General features: G+C 72.2%; 19 protein-coding genes. 16 read left to right on the top strand and 3 right to left on the bottom strand.

Going from position 1 to position 19,908, the window contains the following annotated elements; all coding sequences use genetic code 11:
• Positions 1-36 precede the first annotated feature (36 nt).
• From DNL27_RS08675 to DNL27_RS08645, 7 genes are all read left to right on the top strand, one after another.
• Positions 37-921, top strand: a complete 885-nt coding sequence (locus DNL27_RS08675) for a MetQ/NlpA family ABC transporter substrate-binding protein (protein ID WP_112235286.1) — start codon at positions 37-39, stop codon at positions 919-921.
• The gene (locus tag DNL27_RS08670) at positions 918-1,970 is read left to right on the top strand and encodes a methionine ABC transporter ATP-binding protein (RefSeq protein WP_112235285.1); all 1,053 of its coding nucleotides are present in this window, start codon (positions 918-920) and stop codon (positions 1,968-1,970) included. The genes DNL27_RS08675 and DNL27_RS08670 overlap by 4 nt, the downstream gene beginning before the upstream one ends.
• Positions 1,970-2,626 (top strand): methionine ABC transporter permease, encoded by a 657-nt coding sequence (locus tag DNL27_RS08665; protein WP_012398681.1) that lies wholly within the window; start codon positions 1,970-1,972, stop codon positions 2,624-2,626. The genes DNL27_RS08670 and DNL27_RS08665 overlap by 1 nt, the downstream gene beginning before the upstream one ends.
• Positions 2,627-2,805: 179 nt before the next feature.
• Positions 2,806-3,972: a flavodoxin-dependent (E)-4-hydroxy-3-methylbut-2-enyl-diphosphate synthase gene (ispG, locus tag DNL27_RS08660; protein ID WP_058955353.1), complete on the top strand. Its 1,167-nt coding sequence runs from the start codon at positions 2,806-2,808 to the stop codon at positions 3,970-3,972.
• Positions 3,969-4,823, top strand: a complete 855-nt coding sequence (locus DNL27_RS08655) for a DUF4081 domain-containing GNAT family N-acetyltransferase (protein ID WP_112235284.1) — start codon at positions 3,969-3,971, stop codon at positions 4,821-4,823. The genes ispG and DNL27_RS08655 overlap by 4 nt, the downstream gene beginning before the upstream one ends.
• A 100-nt stretch (positions 4,824-4,923) precedes the next feature.
• Positions 4,924-6,744, top strand: a complete 1,821-nt coding sequence (locus DNL27_RS08650; RefSeq protein ID WP_112235283.1) for a proline--tRNA ligase — start codon at positions 4,924-4,926, stop codon at positions 6,742-6,744.
• 21 nt (positions 6,745-6,765) lie between these two features.
• Positions 6,766-7,572, top strand: coding sequence for a TSUP family transporter (locus DNL27_RS08645; RefSeq protein WP_112235282.1), 807 nt, complete (start codon positions 6,766-6,768; stop codon positions 7,570-7,572).
• Positions 7,573-7,734: 162 nt separating this feature from the next.
• Here the strand turns inward: DNL27_RS08645 and DNL27_RS08640 are convergent, their stop codons facing one another.
• A complete protein-coding gene (locus tag DNL27_RS08640) occupies positions 7,735-8,811 on the bottom strand; it encodes a hypothetical protein (protein ID WP_012398676.1) in 1,077 nt (358 codons plus the stop codon).
• 87 nt (positions 8,812-8,898) lie between these two features.
• Between DNL27_RS08640 and rimP the strand changes: the two genes are divergently transcribed.
• From rimP to DNL27_RS08595, 9 genes are all read left to right on the top strand, one after another.
• The gene (gene rimP / locus DNL27_RS08635) at positions 8,899-9,390 is read left to right on the top strand and encodes a ribosome maturation factor RimP (RefSeq protein WP_112235281.1); all 492 of its coding nucleotides are present in this window, start codon (positions 8,899-8,901) and stop codon (positions 9,388-9,390) included.
• 150 nt (positions 9,391-9,540) lie between these two features.
• A complete protein-coding gene (gene nusA / locus DNL27_RS08630) occupies positions 9,541-10,518 on the top strand; it encodes a transcription termination factor NusA (protein ID WP_112235280.1) in 978 nt (325 codons plus the stop codon).
• Between the two features lie 127 nt (positions 10,519-10,645).
• Positions 10,646-10,978 (top strand): YlxR family protein, encoded by a 333-nt coding sequence (locus tag DNL27_RS08625; protein WP_058955359.1) that lies wholly within the window; start codon positions 10,646-10,648, stop codon positions 10,976-10,978.
• Positions 10,979-11,103: 125 nt separating this feature from the next.
• Positions 11,104-14,007 carry a translation initiation factor IF-2 gene (gene infB / locus DNL27_RS08620; protein ID WP_112235279.1) on the top strand — a complete coding sequence of 968 codons (2,904 nt, stop codon included), beginning with the start codon at positions 11,104-11,106 and terminating at the stop codon, positions 14,005-14,007.
• 213 nt (positions 14,008-14,220) lie between these two features.
• Positions 14,221-14,682, top strand: a complete 462-nt coding sequence (gene rbfA, locus DNL27_RS08615) for a 30S ribosome-binding factor RbfA (RefSeq protein WP_012398671.1) — start codon at positions 14,221-14,223, stop codon at positions 14,680-14,682.
• Between the two features lie 5 nt (positions 14,683-14,687).
• On the top strand, positions 14,688-15,827 hold the full coding sequence (gene truB / locus DNL27_RS08610) for a tRNA pseudouridine(55) synthase TruB (RefSeq protein ID WP_112235278.1): 1,140 nt from the start codon (positions 14,688-14,690) through the stop codon (positions 15,825-15,827).
• A complete protein-coding gene (locus DNL27_RS08605; RefSeq protein ID WP_012398669.1) occupies positions 15,827-16,198 on the top strand; it encodes a hypothetical protein in 372 nt (123 codons plus the stop codon). Before truB ends, DNL27_RS08605 begins: the two co-directional genes overlap by 1 nt.
• Positions 16,199-16,247: 49 nt before the next feature.
• Positions 16,248-16,718: a hypothetical protein gene (locus DNL27_RS08600; RefSeq protein WP_012398668.1), complete on the top strand. Its 471-nt coding sequence runs from the start codon at positions 16,248-16,250 to the stop codon at positions 16,716-16,718.
• Positions 16,719-16,765: 47 nt separating this feature from the next.
• The gene (locus DNL27_RS08595) at positions 16,766-17,791 is read left to right on the top strand and encodes a bifunctional riboflavin kinase/FAD synthetase (RefSeq protein WP_012398667.1); all 1,026 of its coding nucleotides are present in this window, start codon (positions 16,766-16,768) and stop codon (positions 17,789-17,791) included.
• Between the two features lie 114 nt (positions 17,792-17,905).
• Here the strand turns inward: DNL27_RS08595 and DNL27_RS08590 are convergent, their stop codons facing one another.
• Together DNL27_RS08590 and mtnN are read right to left on the bottom strand one after the other, a co-directional pair.
• Complete coding sequence (locus tag DNL27_RS08590; protein ID WP_370447113.1) at positions 17,906-18,670, bottom strand: aldo/keto reductase; 765 nt, start codon at positions 18,668-18,670, stop codon at positions 17,906-17,908.
• A gap of 205 nt (positions 18,671-18,875) precedes the next feature.
• Complete coding sequence (mtnN, locus tag DNL27_RS08585; protein WP_229565221.1) at positions 18,876-19,625, bottom strand: 5'-methylthioadenosine/S-adenosylhomocysteine nucleosidase; 750 nt, start codon at positions 19,623-19,625, stop codon at positions 18,876-18,878.
• Positions 19,626-19,908: the final 283 nt, after the last annotated feature.

Raw genomic sequence — 19,908 nt, 5'->3', positions numbered from 1 at the left:
CGCGCGACCGGACCCCGACCCTGGAAAGGCACGATCGTGCGAAGCAAACGACTGCTCCCCGTAGTACTGGCCACCACCCTGGGCCTGACCCTCACCGCGTGCGGCGGCGGCTCCGAAAACACCGACCCTACCGCCGACGGCAAGATCACCATCGGCATCGTGGGTGCCACGCCCGTCCAGGACGCGTTCAAAGAGGTGGCCGCGAAGAACGACGTGTCCGTTGAGTTCGTGGACTTCAGCGACTACAGCCAGCCGAACCCCGCCCTGAAGAGCGGGGACATCGACATGAACTGGTTCCAGCACATCGCCTACCTCGCGGACTACAACAACAGCTCCGGTGACACCATCACGCCCGTGGGCTCCACGTCCATCTTCCCGCTGGGGCTGTACTCCAAGACCGCGAAGTCCGTGTCCGAGCTCAAGCAGGGGGACGAGATCGCCGTCCCCAACGACTCGATCAACCTCTCGCGCTCCCTGAACCTGCTCCAGCAGCAGGGCCTGGTCTCCTTCACCAAGGACACGATCGCACCCACCGAGCAGGACATCGACAAGGAGAAGTCCAAGGTCACGGTCCGCCCGGTCTCCGCCGAGCAGACTGTGCTGTCCATGGACTCCGTGGCCGGCTCCGTGGTGAACAACGACTTCCTGGACCGCGCGAACCTCGACCCGAAGAACGCCCTCGCCCAGGACGACCCCACGGCGGACAGCGCCAAGGTCTACGACAACCTCTTCGCCGCGACCGAGGCGAACGCGGACAACGAGACGCTGAAGAAGGTCGCGGGCTTCTACTACGACGACAAGGTCCAGGAGGCCGAGAAGAAGGAGACCAAGGGCACCGCGGTTCCCACCCGGGTGGACCAGCAGGAGCTCAAGGACCTGCTGGCCCGCTACTCCACCGACCTCAAGGAGCAGAGCAAGTGAGCCCAGCCTCCACGGCGGACGCACTGGTCAGATTCAAGGACGTCAGCAAGGTCTTCACCACCGGGTCCCGGCGGCGAGCCCGCACGGTGACCGCGGTGGACTCCGTGAACCTGGAGATCCGCCGCGGTGAGGTCTTCGCGGTGATCGGGTACTCCGGGGCCGGCAAGTCCACCCTTGTGCGGCTCATCAACGGCCTGGAACCGGTGACCTCCGGGTCCCTGGAAGTGGCGGGGCAGCGCGTGAACGGCCGCTCCGAGACCCAGCTGGCACCCGTCCGGCGGGACATCGGCATGATCTTCCAGCAGTTCAACCTGTTCACCTCGCGCACCGTGGCGGGCAACATCGAGTACCCGCTCAGGCGCGCTGGGTGGAAGGCGGAGGACCGGCAGGCCCGCGTGGCCGAGCTGCTCGAGTTCGTGGGCCTCACCGAGCGCGCGGGCAACTACCCCGAGCAGCTCTCGGGCGGGCAGAAGCAGCGCGTGGGCATTGCGCGCGCGCTCGCCACCAGCCCCGAGCTGCTGCTCGCGGACGAGTCCACGTCCGCCCTGGACCCCGAGACCACGCAGGAGGTGCTCGGGCTGCTGCGCCGCGTCAACCGCGAGCTCGGGATCACCATCGTGCTGATCACCCACGAGATGGACGTGGTGCGTGCCGTCGCGGACCGCGTGGCCGTGATGGACGGCGGGCGCGTCGTCGAGACCGGGACCACCGCGGAGGTTTTCGCGCACCCGCAGGCGGAGACCACCCGCAGGTTCGTGTCCTCCGTGATGCGCACCGTGCCCCGGGAGGACGAGCTCGCGAAGCTCCGCTCCGAGCACCCGGGCCGCCTCGTGCTCGTGGACGTCGCGGACCGCAACAGGATCGGGACGGCGCTGTCCGAGGCCGCGCGCGACGGCGTGAGCTTCGAGATCGCCTTCGGCGGGATCTCCATCCTGCAGTCACACACGTTCGGAACGCTCACGCTGTCCCTCGACGGACCCGAGGACGCCGTGTCCCGGGCCGTCGAGGCGCTGCGGGCGGTCACCACGGTCCAGGAGGTGTCCGAGTAATGAACTGGTCGACTCTCGGCCCGCAGTTGCTGCAGGCAACCGGGCAGACGCTGTACATGGTCACCGTGACCCTCGTCCTCGCCGGACTCATCGGCCTGGCCGTGGGCGTGGGGCTCTACGTGACCCGCCGGGGCAACATCCTGCAGAACGGCGTGGTGTTCACCGTGCTGAACCTGCTGGTGAACTTCGTGCGCCCCATCCCGTTCATCATCCTGCTGGCCGCCCTCGGCAAGGTCACGGAGGAGGTCGTCGGGTCCCGCCTGGGGCCCAACGCGGCGATCTTCGCCATGACCATCGGCGCCACCTTCGCGGTGGCACGGATCGTCGAGCAGAACCTCATGACGGTGGATCCGGGGGTGGTCGAGGCCGCCCGCTCCATGGGGGTGTCACGCTGGCGGATCATCACCACGGTGATCCTCCCCGAGGCCCTCGGCCCCCTGGTGCTGGGCTACACGTTCCTGGTGATCGGCATCACGGACATGTCGGCCATGGCTGGCGCGATCGGTGCCGGCGGACTGGGCGACTTCGCGCTGCGCCTGGGCTACCAGCGGTTCAACGACGAGGTCACGTGGGCCGCGGTGATCGTGATCATCGTGCTGGTCCAGCTCGTGCAGTTCTTCGGCAACTGGCTCGCGCGCCGGATCATGCGCCGCTGAGCGCCCGCGCCGAGCACCCCCGCCGCCCCCGGGCACGCACCCGCGTGCCGGGGGCGGCGTCGTGCTCCCGGCGTCCCGCCGGCGTCAGCGGCGTCGGAGGAGTGGGGCACAATGGGGGGAGCAACGTTCGCGGGGCGCGCGTCTCGGGCCCCGCAGGTCGATTCCCCTGGAGGAAACACGTGACCTCGGTCAACCTCGGCATGCCCGCAGCACCCCAGCCCGTCCTGTCCCCGCGGCGCAAGACCCGCCAGATCCGGGTGGGCTCGGTGGGAGTGGGATCCGACTCACCCATCAGCGTGCAGTCGATGACCACCACCCCCACCACCGACATCAACGCCACGCTGCAGCAGATCGCGGAGCTCAACGCCGCGGGCTGCGACATCGTGCGCGTGGCGTGCCCGTCCCAGGACGACGCCGACGCCCTGCCGATCATCGCCAAGAAGTCCCCGATCCCGGTGATCGCGGACATCCACTTCCAGCCCAAGTACGTCTACGCCGCGATCGACGCCGGGTGCGCCGGCGTGCGCGTGAACCCGGGCAACATCCGCAAGTTCGACGACCAGATCGAGGGCATCTCCCGCGCCGCGGAGGCGGCCGGGGTGTCCATCCGGATCGGCGTGAACGCGGGTTCCCTGGACAAGCGGCTGCTCGAGAAGTACGGCAAGGCCACCCCGGAGGCCCTCATGGAGTCCGCCGTGTGGGAGGCCTCCCTGTTCGAGCAGCACGACTTCCACGACTTCAAGATCTCGGTCAAGCACAACGACCCCGTCACCATGGTCCGGGCCTACCAGCTGCTCGCCGAGCGCGGGGACTGGCCCCTGCACCTGGGGGTCACCGAGGCCGGCCCCGCGCTGCAGGGCACAGTCAAGTCCGCCACGGCCTTCGGGATCCTGCTGTCCCAGGGGATCGGGGACACCATCCGCGTGTCCCTCTCCGCCCCTCCGGTGGAGGAGGTCAAGGTGGGCAACCAGATCCTGCAGTCCCTCGGACTGCGCCCGCGCAAGCTCGAGATCGTCTCGTGCCCGTCCTGCGGGCGCGCCCAGGTGGACGTGTACAAGCTCGCGGAGGAGGTCAACGAGGGGCTCGCGCACCTCACCGTGCCGCTGCGCGTGGCCGTGATGGGCTGCGTGGTCAACGGTCCGGGGGAGGCCCGCGAGGCGGACCTCGGCGTGGCCTCGGGCAACGGCAAGGGTCAGATCTTCGTGCGGGGAGAGGTCATCAAGACCGTCCCCGAGGACCAGATCGTGGAGACCCTGCTCGCCCAGGCCAACGAGATGGCCGAGAGCATGGAGCTGGACGAGAACGGTCAGCCCGTGGAGGGCGCTCCGGTCGTGACCGCCGGGTGATCCTGCGCCGCACCGCGCGGGCGCTCGCACCCGCCGCCGTGGATCCCGCGGCACTGGACCGGCTCCTGGCGCGGGACCCCGTGTCCTCGGTGTTCGTGGCGTCGCACGTGCAGCGGGTCCGAGCCTCGGGAGGGCGCCCGCCCGTCTACGGGGTCGCGGATGCTGCCGGAGCCCTGGTGGGGGCGTGCTGGGCGGGCACCAACGTGGTGCCCGTGGCCCTGGACGCGCGCGGCACGGACCTCGTGGCGGACGCCCTGGCCCGCGGGGGTCCGCGCTTCGCCTCCTTCTTCGGACCAGCGGAACCTGTGCTCGGGCTATGGCAGCGGCTGCGGGACACGTGGCCCGCCCCGTTCGACGTGCGCCCCGTCCAGCCGCTGCTGGTCATGGACCGGGACCCGGACCCCGCACTGCTCACCGGCCCGGCCGGCACCGTCCGGTGGGGCACGGAGGCGGACGCGGATCGGGTGGTCCCGGCGGCCGCCGCGATGTTCACCGAGGAAGTGGGATACTCGCCGCTGACGAGCGGCGGTCACGGCTACCGCCAGCGGATCCGGTCGCTGCTGCGCGAGCAGCGCACCGCGGTGCTCACGGACCACCGGGGTGAGGTGGTCTTCAAGGCGGACATCGGCTCCCTGCACGCGGGCGTGTGCCAGATCCAGGGCGTGTGGGTGGCCCCGGAGCACCGCGGCCGCGGACTGGCCGTGCCGTGCATGGCCGCAGCCGTGGCGCTCGCGAGGACGCAGGCGCCCGTGGTGAGCCTCTACGTGAACTCCTACAACGCCCCGGCCCTGGCCACGTACCGCCACGTGGGCTTCGAGCGCCACGGCGATTTCGCCACGGTGCTCCTGTGACACCGCCGGGCGCGGCGGCCGCCGGGGCAGCACAGCGATAGACTCGCGGCAGACATCAGCAGCTTCGATCGGCCCGGTCACGGGCGGTTAGGACCTATTCGTGCCGCTTCGCCTCAGTTCCCTGTTCCTGCGCACCCTGCGCGAAGATCCGGTGGACGCCGACGTCGACAGCCACAAGCTGCTCGTGCGCGCCGGCTACATCCGCCGCGCGGCCCCCGGCATCTACACGTGGCTGCCCCTGGGGCTCGCCGTGCTGCGCCGGGTCGAGGGCATCGTGCGCGAGGAGATGGACGCGATCGGCGCCCAGGAGGTCCACTTCCCGGCGCTGCTGCCGCGCGAGCCGTACGAGGCGAGCAACCGCTGGACCGAGTACGGGGAGAACCTCTTCCGGCTGCAGGACCGCAAGGGTGCGGACTACCTGCTGGCTCCCACGCACGAGGAGATGTTCACCCTGCTGGTCAAGGACATGTACTCGTCCTACAAGGACCTGCCCGTGATGCTCTACCAGATCCAGACCAAGTACCGGGACGAGGCCCGTCCGCGGGCGGGGCTGCTGCGCGGGCGCGAGTTCATCATGAAGGACTCCTACTCCTTCGACGTGGACGACGCCGGGCTCGACGACGCCTACGCCAAGCACCGGGCCGCGTACGTCCGCATCTTCGAGCGTCTCGGGCTCCCGGTGGTGGCGGTCTCCGCCACGTCCGGTGCCATGGGCGGCTCGCGCTCCGAGGAGTTCATGCACCCCTCCGTGGTGGGCGAGGACACCTTCGTGCGTTCGGCGGGCGGCTACGCCGCGAACGTGGAGGCCGTCACCACGGTGGTGCCGGAACCGGTGGACTACACCGACGCCCCCGCGGCCCAGGTGCACCGCACCCCGGACAGCCCCACCATCGACACCCTGGTGTCCCGCTCCAACGAGCTGCACCCCCGCGAGGGGCAGCCGTGGACCGCGGCGGACACCCTGAAGAACGTGCTGCTCTCGGTCTCCCTGCCCGAGGGCGGCACGCAGCTCGTGGCCGTGGGCGTTCCCGGTGACCGCGAGATCGACCTCAAGCGCGTGGAGGCCGGGATCGGCGAGGCCCTCGGGATCGGCGGCGAGCTCGAGGTCGAGGCCGCCTCGGAGGAGCAGCTGCGCGCGGTCCCCGAACTCGTCAAGGGCTACATCGGCCCGGGTCTGAGCCGGGAGGACGCCCTGCTCGGCACCGAGTCCCGCACCGGGATCCCGTACTTCGTGGACCCGCGCGTGGTGCCGGGCACCCGCTGGATCACCGGCGCGAACGTGGCCGAGGCGCACGTCTACGACCTCGTGGCCGAGCGGGACTTCACGTGGGACGCCACCCTGGAGGCCTGCACGGTGCGCGAGGGGGATCCGGCCCCGGACGGCTCCGGCCCGCTCGAGATCGCCCGCGGCATGGAGATGGGCCACGTGTTCCAGCTCGGCCGCAAGTACGCCGAGGCCCTCGGGCTCAAGGTGCTCGACAGCAACGGCAAGCTCGCCACGGTCACCATGGGCTCCTACGGGATCGGCGTCACGCGCGCGCTGGCCGCCGTCGCGGAGTTCTACCACGACGAGCACGGACTGCTGTGGCCCCGGAACCTGAGCCCCGCGGACGTCCACGTGGTGGCCACGGGCAAGGGTCCCGAGGTGCTGGAGGCCGCCGAGGAGATCGTGGCGCACCTCGAGGCCGCGGGTGTCTCCGTGCTCTTCGACGACCGCCCCAAGGTCTCCCCGGGCGTGAAGTTCCGCGACGCCGAGCTGCTCGGGGTCCCCACGGTGCTCGTGGTCGGGCGGGGACTCGCGGACGGTGTGCTGGAGCTCAAGGACCGCCGCAGCGGCACGAGCCGCGACATCGCCAGGGACCAGGTGGTGGCGGAGATCACCGCGGAGCTGCAGGGCCAGGAGGGCCCCGCGGCCGAGTAGCACCCGCGGCGCACCCGGACGATGGATTCCTCGTTCCTCGCGGGCTCGGGCCTCGACACCGCTGCCCCCGGCCTGCTCGCGCTGCTGGCCCTCACCGGGCTCGCGGCGGGGTTCATCGACGCCGTGGTGGGTGGCGGCGGGCTGCTGCAGCTCCCCGCGACCCTCATGGTCCCCGGGCTCACCCCCGTGCAGGCGCTGGCCACCAACAAGATGGGCTCGGTGTTCGGCACGGCCACCTCGGCGCTCACGTTCTACCGTCGCGTGCGACCGGACCTGCGCACCGCCCTGCCCATGGCGGCGGTGGCGTTCGCGGCCGCGGGGGCGGGTGCCGCGGTGGCCGCGGCCCTGCCCGCCTCGGTGTTCAAACCGGTGATCGTGGTGGCGCTGGTGGCCGTGCTCGCCTTCACGGTCCTCCGCCCGTCCATGGGGCGTCTGACCCGGCTGCGCCACTCCGGCGCCCGGCACCACGGCCGGGCCGCGGCACTGGGAGCCCTCATCGGCTTCTACGACGGCGTGATGGGCCCGGGCACGGGCTCGTTCCTGATCATCGGGCTGGTGTCCGTGCTGGGCTACAGCTTCCTGGCCGCGAGCGCCAAGGCGAAGATCGTGAACCTGGCCACCAACCTGGGTGCCATTGCGGTGTTCGCCGCGCACGGCTCGGTGCTGTGGGGCCTGGGGCTCGTGCTCGGGCTGAGCAACATGGCCGGCGGGTACGTGGGCGCCCGCACCGCGGTGGCCCGGGGCAGCGGGTTCATCCGCGGTGTGTTCTTCGCGGTAGTGGCCGTGCTGATCGTCAAGCTCGGCTGGGACGTCCTCCGGGGCCGCTGAGGCTGTTCCACCGCGCTCGCAGCCTGGCCCGCATTCTTCGCGCAGCGCGGGGACGCACCGCATCCGGCCCTGTTCGCACCGCGCCCCGCCGGTCGTCGCCCTCCCGCCGGTCCGCGTCGAGCGCGGCACGTCCGCGACCCGGGGAGGCCGCAGTCTTCCCGGTCAGCTCCGACCCGGCAGGGCGGGCACGGGGGCGCGGGGCGCGAGCGCCTGTCCCGCGCGGGCCGTCTCGCGCAGCGCCGTGACGAGCCACGCACGGTCCCCGGACGACGACGCCGCCACGGCCGCCACGAGCGCGTCGCCCGCCTCGTGCTGCGTGCCGCCCACGGCCTGGGCGGGCTCCCGCTCCAAGCCTGCAGGCAGCCGGTACCAGCCCCGCGCGGGCGGGGGATCGCACGCGAGCAGGGCGGTCGCGGCGGGGGAGGCCAGGGACCGCTCCGTACTGCTTCTCACCGATGCGACCGTCTCTGCCGCGGTGGCGTCCTGGGCGTCCAAGCGGGCGCTGGCCGCCTCGGCCGTGTATCCCGAGCGGTCGAGGGCCGTGACCGCCGCGAGCACCTCGGTCGTGCACGTCGGGGCGCCCTGGGCGTCGCCGTCGGTGTTCCCGGTGCTGCCGTTCGCCGCGTCGCTGTCATCCGCGCCCCCCGGGGTGCTCCGGGTGGCGTCCCCCGCATCGGCGGCGGTCGATCCTGAGCCGGGGCCGGACGCCGCGGCGGCTGCCGCATCCTCGGGGGCCGTGATGGTGTCGTTCGGCGCCGGCGTGTCCTCAGGGCTCGTCAGCGAGCCGCGGGAGCCGCTGTCCGGGGACCCGCCGCGCTCGGACTGCTCGGCCGCCCACCAGGAGGCGGCCACCGCCGCGACCGTCGCGGCCAGTTCGGGGTCTCGCGCGGTCATGGCGAGGCGCCCCATCCGGTCGGCGGCGTCCGCGAGGTCCCGGGGCGGCCCACCGGTTCCTCCGCGCTCGTCGAGCCGCCGCTGCTGCGCGGGGGACGCCGCGGGGCCGAGGGCGTCGAGCTGCCGGGCCAGGGCGTCGTCGGGCAGCCACCGGGGGTCGGGGTGCAGCTCGGCGCGCACGGCGGTGACCGTGGCGCGCGCGGAGAGGCGGGCGGCGTCGTCGTCGGACACCGGGCGCCACAAAGCCCACGCGCCGGCCGCGAGCACGAGCACCAGGAGCACGGCGAGCACCAGGGCCGTGAGACGCGCGGCACGCGGTGGCGCCGAGGGCGGACGAGGGCTCACGAATTCCTCCGGGGGACGGGTCTGCACCATGATAGGGACCGCGACCGACCCGCACACGCGGCCACGAGACCCAGGAGAAGAGGACGCATGAGTTCCGAGCACCACGCACCCATCCGCGCGACCGTCGAACCGGTGGTGGCGGCCGCCGGGCTGCACCTCGAGGAGTGCGAGCTGAAGGGGCAGGGGGCCACCCGCACGCTGCAGGTCCTCGTGGACCTCCCGGACGGCACCGAGGCCCTCGGGCTGGACCGCGTGGCCGCGGTGGCCCAGGAGATCTCCGACGCGCTGGACCGCGACGACCCCGTTCCCGGCCCGCCCTACGAGCTCGAGGTCTCCTCGCCCGGTGCCACCCGGACGCTCGAGACGCCGCGGCACTGGAGGCGCACCGTGGGCCACCTCGTGCGGATCCGCCCGCTCGAGGGGGAGCGCTACACCGCCCGGCTGCTCGAGGCCCACGAGGACCACGCGGTGGTCCAGCGCTCCCACCAGCCGAAGAAGGGGATGCCCGTGAAGCTGCTGGACCCGGAGCGCGTGGACTACGCGTCGATCCGCACCGCGCGGTCCGAGGTGGAGAACTGACGTCCCCGCGGGGATGTACCATTGCCCACAAGAGGACATGACCACACAGCCATGCAGCAGCGCACCGCACACTCCCGTGCGGCGCGCTGTTTGGTTCCCGGGGGCAGCCAGGCCCGCAGACCCGGCGTGGCGGGACGGAAGGCCGGACACATGGACATCGACATGAGCACCCTGCGACTGCTCGAGCGCGAGCGGGACATCCCCGTGGACGTGTTGATCCCCACCATCGAGCAGGCGCTGCTGCTGGCCTACATGCGCTCGCCGGGGGCCATCGACGGCGCCCGCGCCGAGGTGGAGCGCCGCACCGGCCACGTGACCATCTGGGCCCCGGAGCTCGACGAGCAGGACCAGCGCATCGGCGAGTTCGACGACACCCCCTCCGGTTTCGGGCGGATCGCCGCGGCCACCGCCCGCCAGGTGATCCTGCAGAAGCTGCGGGACGTCGAGGACGACAACGTCCTGGGCCACTTCAAGGGCCGCGAGGGCGAGCTGGTCTCCGGGCAGATCCAGCAGGGCAACAACCCCAGGATGGTCCAGGTGAACCTGGGCACGGTGGAGGCCCTGCTGCCCCCGCACGAGCAGGTCCCCGGGGAGACCTACCGCCACGGCGACCGCATCCGCGCGTTCGTGGTGGAGGCCAAGCGCGGCTTCAAGGGCCCGTCCATCACGCTCTCCCGCTCCCACCCGGACCTCGTGCGCCGGCTGTTCGAGATGGAGGTCCCCGAGATCGCGGACGGCTCCGTGGAGATCGTCACCCTGGCGCGTGAGGCCGGGCACCGCACCAAGATGGCCGTGGAGGCCCGCCGCCCGGGTGCCAACGCCAAGGGCGCGTGCATCGGGGACATGGGCTCGCGCGTGCGCGCGGTCATGAACGAGCTGGGGGAGGAGAAGATCGACATCATCGACTTCTCGCAGGACCCGGCCGAGTTCATCGGCAACGCGCTGTCCCCGGCGCGCGTCTCGCGCGTGGTGGTGCTCGACGACGCCGCCCGCTCGGCGCGCGCGGTGGTCCCCGACTCCCAGCTCTCGCTGGCCATCGGCAAGGAGGGGCAGAACGCCCGACTCGCCGCCCGGCTGACGGGCTGGAAGATCGACATCGTCCCCGAATCCCGCGCAACGGACCGCTGAGACCCGCGGGATTCGGGGGATCGGCGCCCCGCGCGCTAGACTGTGCTCTGATCAGGTGGACCATCTGCCGTGATCGTGCGCGCTCCGGCGCCGGACGGTCCACGGGGATGGCACACGAGGAGCAGGCATGAGCACCACGAGCCGTCGCACCTGCGTGGGTTGTCGCGCCGTGACGTCCCCCGATCAACTCGTCCGCGTGACGACGGAGAGCACCGCAGCCGGCCCTCGGGTCGTCGTGGATCTCCGGCGCCAGTTGGGAGGCCGTGGGGCCTGGGTGCACGCCACCCCCCGCTGCGTCGACCTCGCGATCCGGAAACGGGCCTTCAACCGCTCGTTCCGCACCGCGGTCAGCGCACAGGACCTCATGGAACAGCTCCGCGTGCTCCTGCCCGTGCAGGAGCACGAACACCAGGAAAGCGAGTCAGAAGACCATGGAAAACCGATGAGTGCCGGCCGATGAGTACCTCCACGTACTCACCCCGCAGCCGTGCAGGACACCCGCGCACCGCGCCCGTGTTCGGCGGCGGCTTCAACGGAAGATAAACGGTTCGTACCTGTGTCGGTGCGGACCGAGACAGGAGAACAGTGGCCAAGCCCCGTGTCCACGAGCTCGCGAAAGAGCTCGGAATCACGTCCAAGGAAGCAATTTCCAAACTTCAGGAACTCGGTGAGTTCGTCCGTGGCGCCTCGTCCACGGTGGAACCGCCCGTAGCCAAGAAGCTGCGCACCGCGTTCCCGGCCGGCGGCGACAGCGCCCCGGCCGCCAAGCCCGCGGCCAAGGCCCCCGCCCAGGGTGTCAAGAAGCCCGCCGCGGCCGGTCCCAAGCCCGGCGCCAAGGCACCCGCCAAGCCCGCCGCGTCCGGCAACGCCGCCCGGGCCGAGAAGCCCGCGGCGTCCGAGGCCCCCAAGGCCGCGGCTGCGTCGTCGGAGGCGCCGAAGTCCGCCGCACCGCAGCAGGGCACAGCGCCCGCCGCGGCGTCGGAGTCCTCCGCGCCCGGGACCCCCGCGAGCAGCGCTCCCCGTCCCGGGGGTGCCACTCCCGGTCCGCGCAAGAGCCCCGCGCCCGGCGCCCAGCCCGGCCAGTCCGCTCCCCGCCCCGGAAACAACCCGTTCGCCTCGCAGCAGGGGATGGGCCGCTCCGAAGGCGGCGCGCAGCGCGGCGGTCCTCGCCCCGGTGGCCAGCAGCGCTCCGGCAAGCCCGGCGCCCCGCGCCCCGGCAACAACCCGTTTGCGGCCCAGCAGGGCATGCGCTCGGCCAACTCCGGCCAGGGCGGCCCCCGTCCGGGCGGTCCCCGTCCCGGTGGTCCGCGCCCCGCGCAGTCGGGCCAGGGCGGTCCGCGTCCCGGCGCTCCTCGCACGGGTGCGCCCCGGCAGGGTCAGGGCGGCCCCCGTCCCGGTGGTCCGCGCCCCTCGCCCAACATGATGCCCGGCCAGACCACGAGCGTGGCGCCGATCGGCAGCCGTCCGGCTCCGGGTAGCGGTCCGCGCCGCGGTGGCGGCCCCGGTGGTGGACCCGGCGGCGGCGGTGGCTTCCGCGGCCGCGGCGGCCGTGGCGGTACCCAGGGTGCCTTCGGTCGCGGCGGAGCCCGCGGCAAGCACCGCAAGTCGAAGCGGGCGAAGCGCCAGGAGCTCGAGCAGATGAGCGCACCCGCCGTCGGCGGTGTGTCGGTGCCGCACGGTGACGGCAGCACGGTCGTGCGCCTGCGCCGCGGTGCCTCGCTCATGGACTTCGCGGAGAAGATCAACGCCAACCCGGCCTCGCTGGTGACCGTGCTGATCCACCTCGGTGAGATGGCCACGCAGACCCAGTCCCTGGACGAGGGGACGTTCCAGCTGCTGGGTGCCGAGCTCGGCTACCAGATCCAGGTGGTGTCCCCGGAGGACGAGGAGCGCGAGCTGCTCGAGTCCTTCGACATCGACCTCGACGCCGAGCTGGAGGCCGAGGGCGAGGACGTCCTCGCGCCGCGGCCCCCGGTCGTCACGGTCATGGGCCACGTGGACCACGGTAAGACTCGCCTGCTGGACGCGATCCGCAACACCAAGGTGATCGAGGGCGAGGCCGGCGGCATCACCCAGCACATCGGTGCGTACCAGATCTCCACCGAGGTGGACGGCCAGGAGCGCCTGATCACCTTCATCGACACCCCGGGCCACGAGGCGTTCACCGCCATGCGTGCCCGTGGTGCCCAGGTCACGGACATCGCCGTGCTGGTGGTGGCCGCGGACGACGGCGTCATGCCGCAGACCGTGGAGGCGCTGAACCACGCGCAGGCCGCGAACGTGCCGATCGTCGTCGCCGTGAACAAGGTGGACAAGCCGGACGCCAACCCGGACAAGATCCGCGGCCAGCTCACCGAGTACGGCCTCGTGCCCGAGGAGTACGGCGGCGACACCATGTTCGTGGACGTCTCGGCGCGCGAGAACCTGAACATCGACGAGCTGCTGGACGCGATCGTGCTGACCGCGGACGGTGCCCTGGAGCTGCAGGCCAACCCGGACAAGAACGCCCGCGGCGTGGCCATCGAGGCGAACCTGGACAAGGGCCGAGGCGCGGTGTGCACCGTGCTGGTCCAGTCCGGCACGCTGAAGGTTGGCGACTCGATCGTCGCCGGCGCGGCGTACGGCCGTGTCCGCGCGATGTTCGACGAGATGGGCCGCACCGTGGAGGCGGCCACGCCGTCCCGCCCGGTGCAGGTGCTGGGTCTGTCCACCGTGCCGCGCGCCGGTGACACGTTCCTGGCCACCCAGGAGGAGCGCACCGCCCGCCAGATCGCCGAGAAGCGTGAGGCCGCGGACCGCAACGCCCAGCTGGCCAAGCGCCGCAAGCGCATCACGCTGGAGTCCTTCGACGAGGCCGTGGCCGAGGGCAAGATCGACACCCTCAACCTCATCATCAAGGGCGACGTGTCCGGTGCCGTGGAGGCGCTCGAGGACTCGCTGCTCAAGATCGACGTGGGCGAGGAGGTCCAGCTGCGCGTGATCCACCGCGGCGTGGGCGCCATCACGCAGAACGACGTGAACCTGGCCACGGTGGACAACGCCGTGATCATCGGCTTCAACGTCCGCCCTGCCGAGCGCGTCACGGAGCTCGCGGACCGCGAGGGCGTGGAGATGAAGTTCTACTCCGTCATCTACAACGCCATCGACGAGGTCGAGAGCGCGCTCAAGGGCATGCTCAAGCCGGAGTACGAGGAGGTGGAGCTCGGCACCGCCGAGATCCGCGAGGTGTTCCGCTCCTCCAAGTGGGGCAACATCGCCGGTGCCTACGTCACCAAGGGCCTCATCCGCCGCAACGGCAAGGCCCGCCTGGTGCGCGACGGCAACGTGGTGCAGGACAACCTCAGCATCGACTCGCTGCGCCGCTTCAAGGACGATGCCACCGAGGTGCGGGAGGGCTACGAGTGCGGTATCGGGCTCGGCTCCTTCAACGACATCCACGAGGGTGACATCATCGAGACCTGGGAGATGCGCGAGAAGCCGCGCGACTGACCGGCTCGACCGGCCGCCGTGCCCCGCGTGGGCGCGGCGGCCGGACCACTCGGGAGTCAGCGGTGCCCGGGGAACCCGCACGGGGTCCCCGGGCACCGCTCTCCCACCGTGGTCCGCCTCCCGGGGCGGACCGCACCGGACGGGGCACTCCCGCGTGACCCGTCGCCAGCAGGACGCAGCGCCCGGCGCTGCCAGCAGACGAGGAGTTCCACCATGGCCGACGCCGCACGCGCCGCACGACTGGCCGACCGCATCAAGGTGATCGTGGCCCAGGCGCTCGAACGCCGGGTCAAGGACCCGCGCCTCGGGTTCGTCACCGTCACCGACGCGCGGGTCACCAACGACCTGCAGCACGCCACGCTCTACTACACCGTGTACGGGGACGAGGAGCAGCGGGCCGACACCGCCCGCGCCCTGGAGTCCGCCAAGGGCGTCCTGCGCGCCGAGGTGGGCAAGAACATCACCGCACGGTTGACCCCCACGCTGACCTTCGTGGCCGACGAGATCCCGGCGGACGCCGCGCGGCTCGAGGAGCTGCTGCGCACCGCCCGCGAGAAGGACGCCCAGGTGGCCGAGCAGGCTCAGGGCGCGCAGTACGCCGCGGGGGAGGACGCCTACCGCACGCCGTCCGACGAGGACGACGCCGAGGGCCCCGAGTCCGCGCCGCGGGTCTGAGTCCCGTGAACGCACGACAGGACGTCCCGAGCCCGGCCCCCTCCCTGCCGAGGGTGGCCGGGCTCGTCGTCGTGGACAAGCCCCTGGGGTGGACCTCCCACGACGTCGTCGCCCGCATGCGCCGGCTCGCCGGCACCCGCAAGGTGGGGCACGCCGGCACCCTGGACCCGGCGGCGTCGGGTGTGCTGGTGATCGGGGTGGAGAAGGCCACCAAGCTGCTCACCTGGGTGACCGGCACGGACAAGACGTACCGCGCCGGGATCCGCCTGGGAGCGGCCACCGTGACCGACGACGCCGAGAGCGACGTCACGCGCACGGCCCCGCCCGAGCGGCTGGCCGGGACCACCGACGAGCAGGTTCTCGCCGCGGTCGCGCAGCTCACCGGTGAGATCCAGCAGGTGCCCTCGGCCGTGAGTGCCATCAAGGTGGACGGCAAGCGCTCCTACGCCCGCGTGCGCGGCGGCGAGGACGTCACGCTCCCGGCCCGGCCCGTGACCGTGAGCGAGTTCGCGGTGCACGGGATCCGGCGGGTCGAGGCGGCGGACGGCCAGGCCTTCATCGACGTGGACGCGACCGTGACGTGCTCGTCCGGCACCTACGTGCGTGCCCTGGCCCGGGACCTCGGGGAGGCGCTCGGCGTGGGCGGGCACCTCACGGCCCTGCGCCGCACGCGCGTGGGCACCTTCACCCTGGACCAGGCCCACACGCTCGAGGAGCTCACGGAGCAGGTGCGTTCCGGCGCCACCGTGCCCACCCTGGGCATCGCCGACGCCGCCCGGCAGCTGTTCCCGGTGCGCGAGCTCACCGCCGCGGAGGCCACGGACCTCTCCCACGGACGACGCATCGGGCCGCACGGCACGGCCGCTAACGACGCCGCCGCGGAGCCCGCGCGCGGGCGCACCGTGGCGTGCTTCGCCCCGGACGGGACGCTCGTGGCCCTCGCGGAGGACCGCGGCGGCGCGGGGCAGCGCTACGCGACGTCCGTGCTGGGCATCGCCGCCGGCGTCACGTTCTCCCCGGCCGCCGCGGAGGCCGGCGGGGCCCAGTCACGGGCTTCCCGCGACGCGGCAGCCACGCAGCCGGGCAGCGCGGACGCCGCACCCACCGACACGTACACGACACACGGAGAGCGGGCACACGACTGATGCTGTGGGGATACGACGGATGGTTCTGGGCCGCGGTGGTCCTGGGGGTCCTCTCGTGCGCGGTCTGCCTCGTGCAGGCGCTGCGCGGGCGGGCACCGGACGACTTCTCCCAGGGCTCGGTGCTCGTGCTGGAGGCGTTCCTGCTCGTGTACTGCGTGGGCTCCGTGCTGCTGCCCCTCCTGGGGCCCTCCGCCTCAGGAAGCGTGGTCGAGTACTGGGGATACCTCCTCACCGCCCTGCTCATCCCCGCGGGCACGTTCGTGTGGTCCCTCGTGGAGCGCTCCCGGTGGTCCACGCTCATCCTCGCGGCCGCGGGCCCCGTGGTGATCGTGATGGTCTACCGCATGAACTACATCTGGTACTACCAGTGACCACGGGCGCGCCGGGGAGCGCCGGCGCGCCCTCCGCAGCGAAAGGACGATGATGGACCGCGAGTCCTCCCACAGCACCCTCCAGCAGCGCTTCGGCCGCCGCGCGGGGGACCGGCGGCACGACCGCAAGAGCTCCGGCTTCGGCCGCGTGCTCATCGTCGTGTACTGGGTCTTCTCCCTCTCCGCGGGGGTGCGCTCCCTCTACCAGCTGGCCACGGAGTTCAGCCTGGCCCCGCTGGCCATCCTGCTCTCCACGCTGTCCGCCGCGATCTACGTGGTGGCCACCGTGGCGCTGTCCCGCAACGGGGCCGGGTGGCACCGGGTGGCCACCGCGGCGGTGCTCGTGGAGCTCGTGGGCGTGCTGGGGGTCGGGCTGCTCAGCGTTGTGCACGATGACTGGTTCCCCAAGGCCAGCGTGTGGTCCGGTTTCGGGGCGGGGTACGGATACATCCCCCTGGTGCTGCCCGTTGTCGGCCTCGCCTGGCTGTGGCTGACACGGCCCTCCCGGGCGGAGCGGTAGGCTCTAGGGGTGCGCCACCACCATCCCAGAACACATCGAGGAGAACAGTGATTCGTTGGAGAAGCCTGGACGAGGTCACCCCGGGGTTCGGTCCCTCCGCGGTCACCATCGGCAACTTCGACGGTGTCCACCGGGGTCACCAGGAGGTGTTCACCCGTCTGCTGAACGCCGCGCGTGAGCGCCACGCCCGTTCCGTGGTGGTCACGTTCGATCCTCACCCGGCGCTCGTCCACCGGCCCGAGTCCCACCCCGGTCTCATCATGGGGCTCGAGGACAAGCTCGACGCCCTCGAGCGCACCGGCGTGGACGCGGTGCTCGTGCTGCCCTACAGCCTGGAGTTCTCCGAACTGAGCCCCGAGCGCTTCGTGGTGGACTACCTCGTGGACCCCCTGGGCGCCGTGGCCCTCGTGATCGGCTCGGACGTGCGCCTGGGCCGCGACAACACCGGCGATCTCAGCGCCATTCGCGAGCTGGGGCGCCAGCACGGTTTCGAGGTCGTGGTCGTGGAGGACGTCCCGGGCACCCCCTCGTCCCGCGGTGAGGACGGCCACGGCGACGAGCCCGGAACCGCGGGCCGGCGGGAGGACCGCCGCTGCTCGTCCACGTGGGTGCGTTCGTGCCTCGAGGCCGGGGACATCGCGGGTGCCGCCCGTCTGCTGGGGCGCCCGCACCGGATGCGCGGGGAGGTTGTGCACGGCGCGGCCCGCGGCCGGGAGCTCGGTTTCCCCACCGCCAACCTCGCCCCCGAGGCCACCGGTTTCATCCCCGCGGACGGTGTGTACGCCGGGTGGCTCGTGGACCAGGACGGCACCCGCTGGCCCACCGCCATCTCCGTGGGCTCCAACCCCACGTTCGAGGGCGTCACGCGTCAGGTGGAGGCCCACGTGATCGACCGCCCGGAGGAGGCCGTGGAGGACTTCGACCTCTACGGACAGACCGTGGTGGTGGAGTTCGTGGAGCGGCTGCGGGGCATGGTGGCCTACCGCGGCATCGACGCCCTGGTGCAGCAGATGCGCGACGACGTCAACCGCACCCGCGACATCCTGCGCACCCACCCCCGCTCGGGGGACTGACCGCGCTCAGCCTCTCTGCGCAGTGCTGTCCCTCCGTGGAACGCGCGCGAGACGGGTCGAGCAGAGCCCACGGTGGAACCGGCCGCGGGACGCACCGTCCCGCGGCCGGTTCTCTCACATCTCCTCGTGCACCGCCGGATCGAACCCGGAGCCGCTGATGCCGGTGTGCATCATGCGCAGCCGCTCCATCTGCTCGTCCGTGAGCTCCCACTCGAACACGTCGATGTTCTCCGCCATGCGCTGCGGGTTCGAGGACTTGGGGATCGGCACGATCCCGGACTGCACGTGCCAGCGCAGCACCACCTGGGCGGGGGTGCGGCCCTGCTTCCGGGCGATCTCCGCAAGCCACTCGCTCTGCAGCAGGTCGGTCTTGCGGCCCAGCGGGGACCACGCCTCGGTGAGGATCCGGTGCTCCTGGTGGAAGCGGCGCAGCGCCTCCTGCTGGTACTGCGGGTGCAGCTCCACCTGGTTCACCACGGGCATCTCACCGGTCTCGGCCTCGAGCCGGAGCAGGTGCTCCGGGAGGAAGTTGGACACGCCGATCGAGCGGACCAGGCCCTCGTCCCGCGCGGTCATCATCTCCCGCCACGTCTGCACGTACTGGTCCACGCCCGGATTGGGCCAGTGGATCATGTAGAGGTCGAGGTGGTCGGTGCCCAGGCGGGTGAGCGTGCCCTCCAGGGAACGGCGCACGGAGGCGCGCCCATGGTCCCGGCCGGGGATCTTGGACGTGAGGAACAGCTCCGAGCGGGAGATGCCGCTGCTGCGGATGCCCCGGCCCACGCCGCGCTCGTTGCCGTAGTTCACGGCGGTGTCGACCAGCCGGTAGCCGCGCCACAGCGCCTCGGGAACGAGCGCCTCGGCCTCGGCGTCGTCCATGGGGTAGGTGCCGAGCCCGAGCTGGGGGATCTCGTGCCCGTCCCGCAGCACGTGCTTGGCCACGTCCGGCACGGCGTCCTGGAGGTCCTTCTTGCTGTCACTCACGGTGTGCTCCTCGTCTTCCTCGGCCCGCGGGCCGGTCTGCGCTGTGGTGCTCCCACCCGAGACTATCCCCGGGGCCCTTGCGCCCCACGCACCGGGCGCGTCATGACCCGCGCGGCGCGGCGTCGAGCTCGGCCAGCAGCCGGAGCACGGCCAGGGCACTGATCCGGGCGACCACGTCCAGCTCCAGGTGGAACTGCTGGTCCGCGGCGGGCCCGCACAGGTCCGAGATGCTGCGCACCGCCAGGAACGGGAGGTGGTGGCTGCCGCACACCTGCGCCAGCGCGGTGCTCTCCATGTCCGTGCTCAGCGCATCGGGGAAGACCTCGCGCGTGGCACCCACGTTCTCGGCCGTGACGAAGGATCCGCCCGAGAGCATCGTGCCGTGCCACACGGCGCGGCCCTCGGGTGCCGGGACGGCCTTCGCCGCCGCGACGAGCGCGGGGGAGGAGTGGTAGCTCTCGGGCATCCCGGGCACCTGCCCCGGGACGTAGCCGAAGGCCGTGGCGTCCGCGTCCGTGTAGCGGAAGTCGGTCCCGATCACGAGGTCTCCCACGTTCACGTCCGCGCGCAGCCCGCCGCAGGACCCGGCGGAGACCACGACACCGGGCTCGAACCTCTCGATCACCGCCGTGAGCGCCGACGCCGCGTTGACCAGCCCGATGCCGGTGCGCACCAGCAGCACGTGGGCGCCGTCCAGTTCGAGGGCGTGCAGCTCGGCGCCCCCCACAAGCTGGGGGGCACGGCTGCGCGCCCCGGCGAGGTCCAGCAACGGCTGGGCCTCCTCGGCCATGGCGACCACGACGGCCGGTGCGCCCACGCACGCGGCGAACAGGGCGGCGTCGTCCCTCACGAGAGCCCTCCCTGCGGTGCGGAACCGGACCGGGCGCGGTGCGCACGCGGATGGTGTGGGCGGGCGGGAACCGGGGAGACGGCCCGCGCGCCGGTGCGGCGGGTGCGGGGCGGTGCTGTCTGTCTGCATGCCCCCATTGTCACAGCCCGCGCAGACACCCGGAACGCACCGGTGGGCCGCCCCGGGCACAGGTCACGGGCGGCGGTGCGGTGTCCGCGGGCCACATCGGCTAGGATGGTCCACGGTCTGACTGCGGTCCGTGGCGGTCGGGCCCCGGGGCACG

Source organism: Kocuria sp. BT304 (assembly GCF_003290245.1).
Lineage (GTDB): Bacteria > Actinomycetota > Actinomycetes > Actinomycetales > Micrococcaceae > Kocuria > Kocuria rhizophila_A.
The sequence above is the reverse complement of the archived record's forward strand: the minus strand, read 5'-3'. Positions and strand labels throughout refer to the sequence as shown.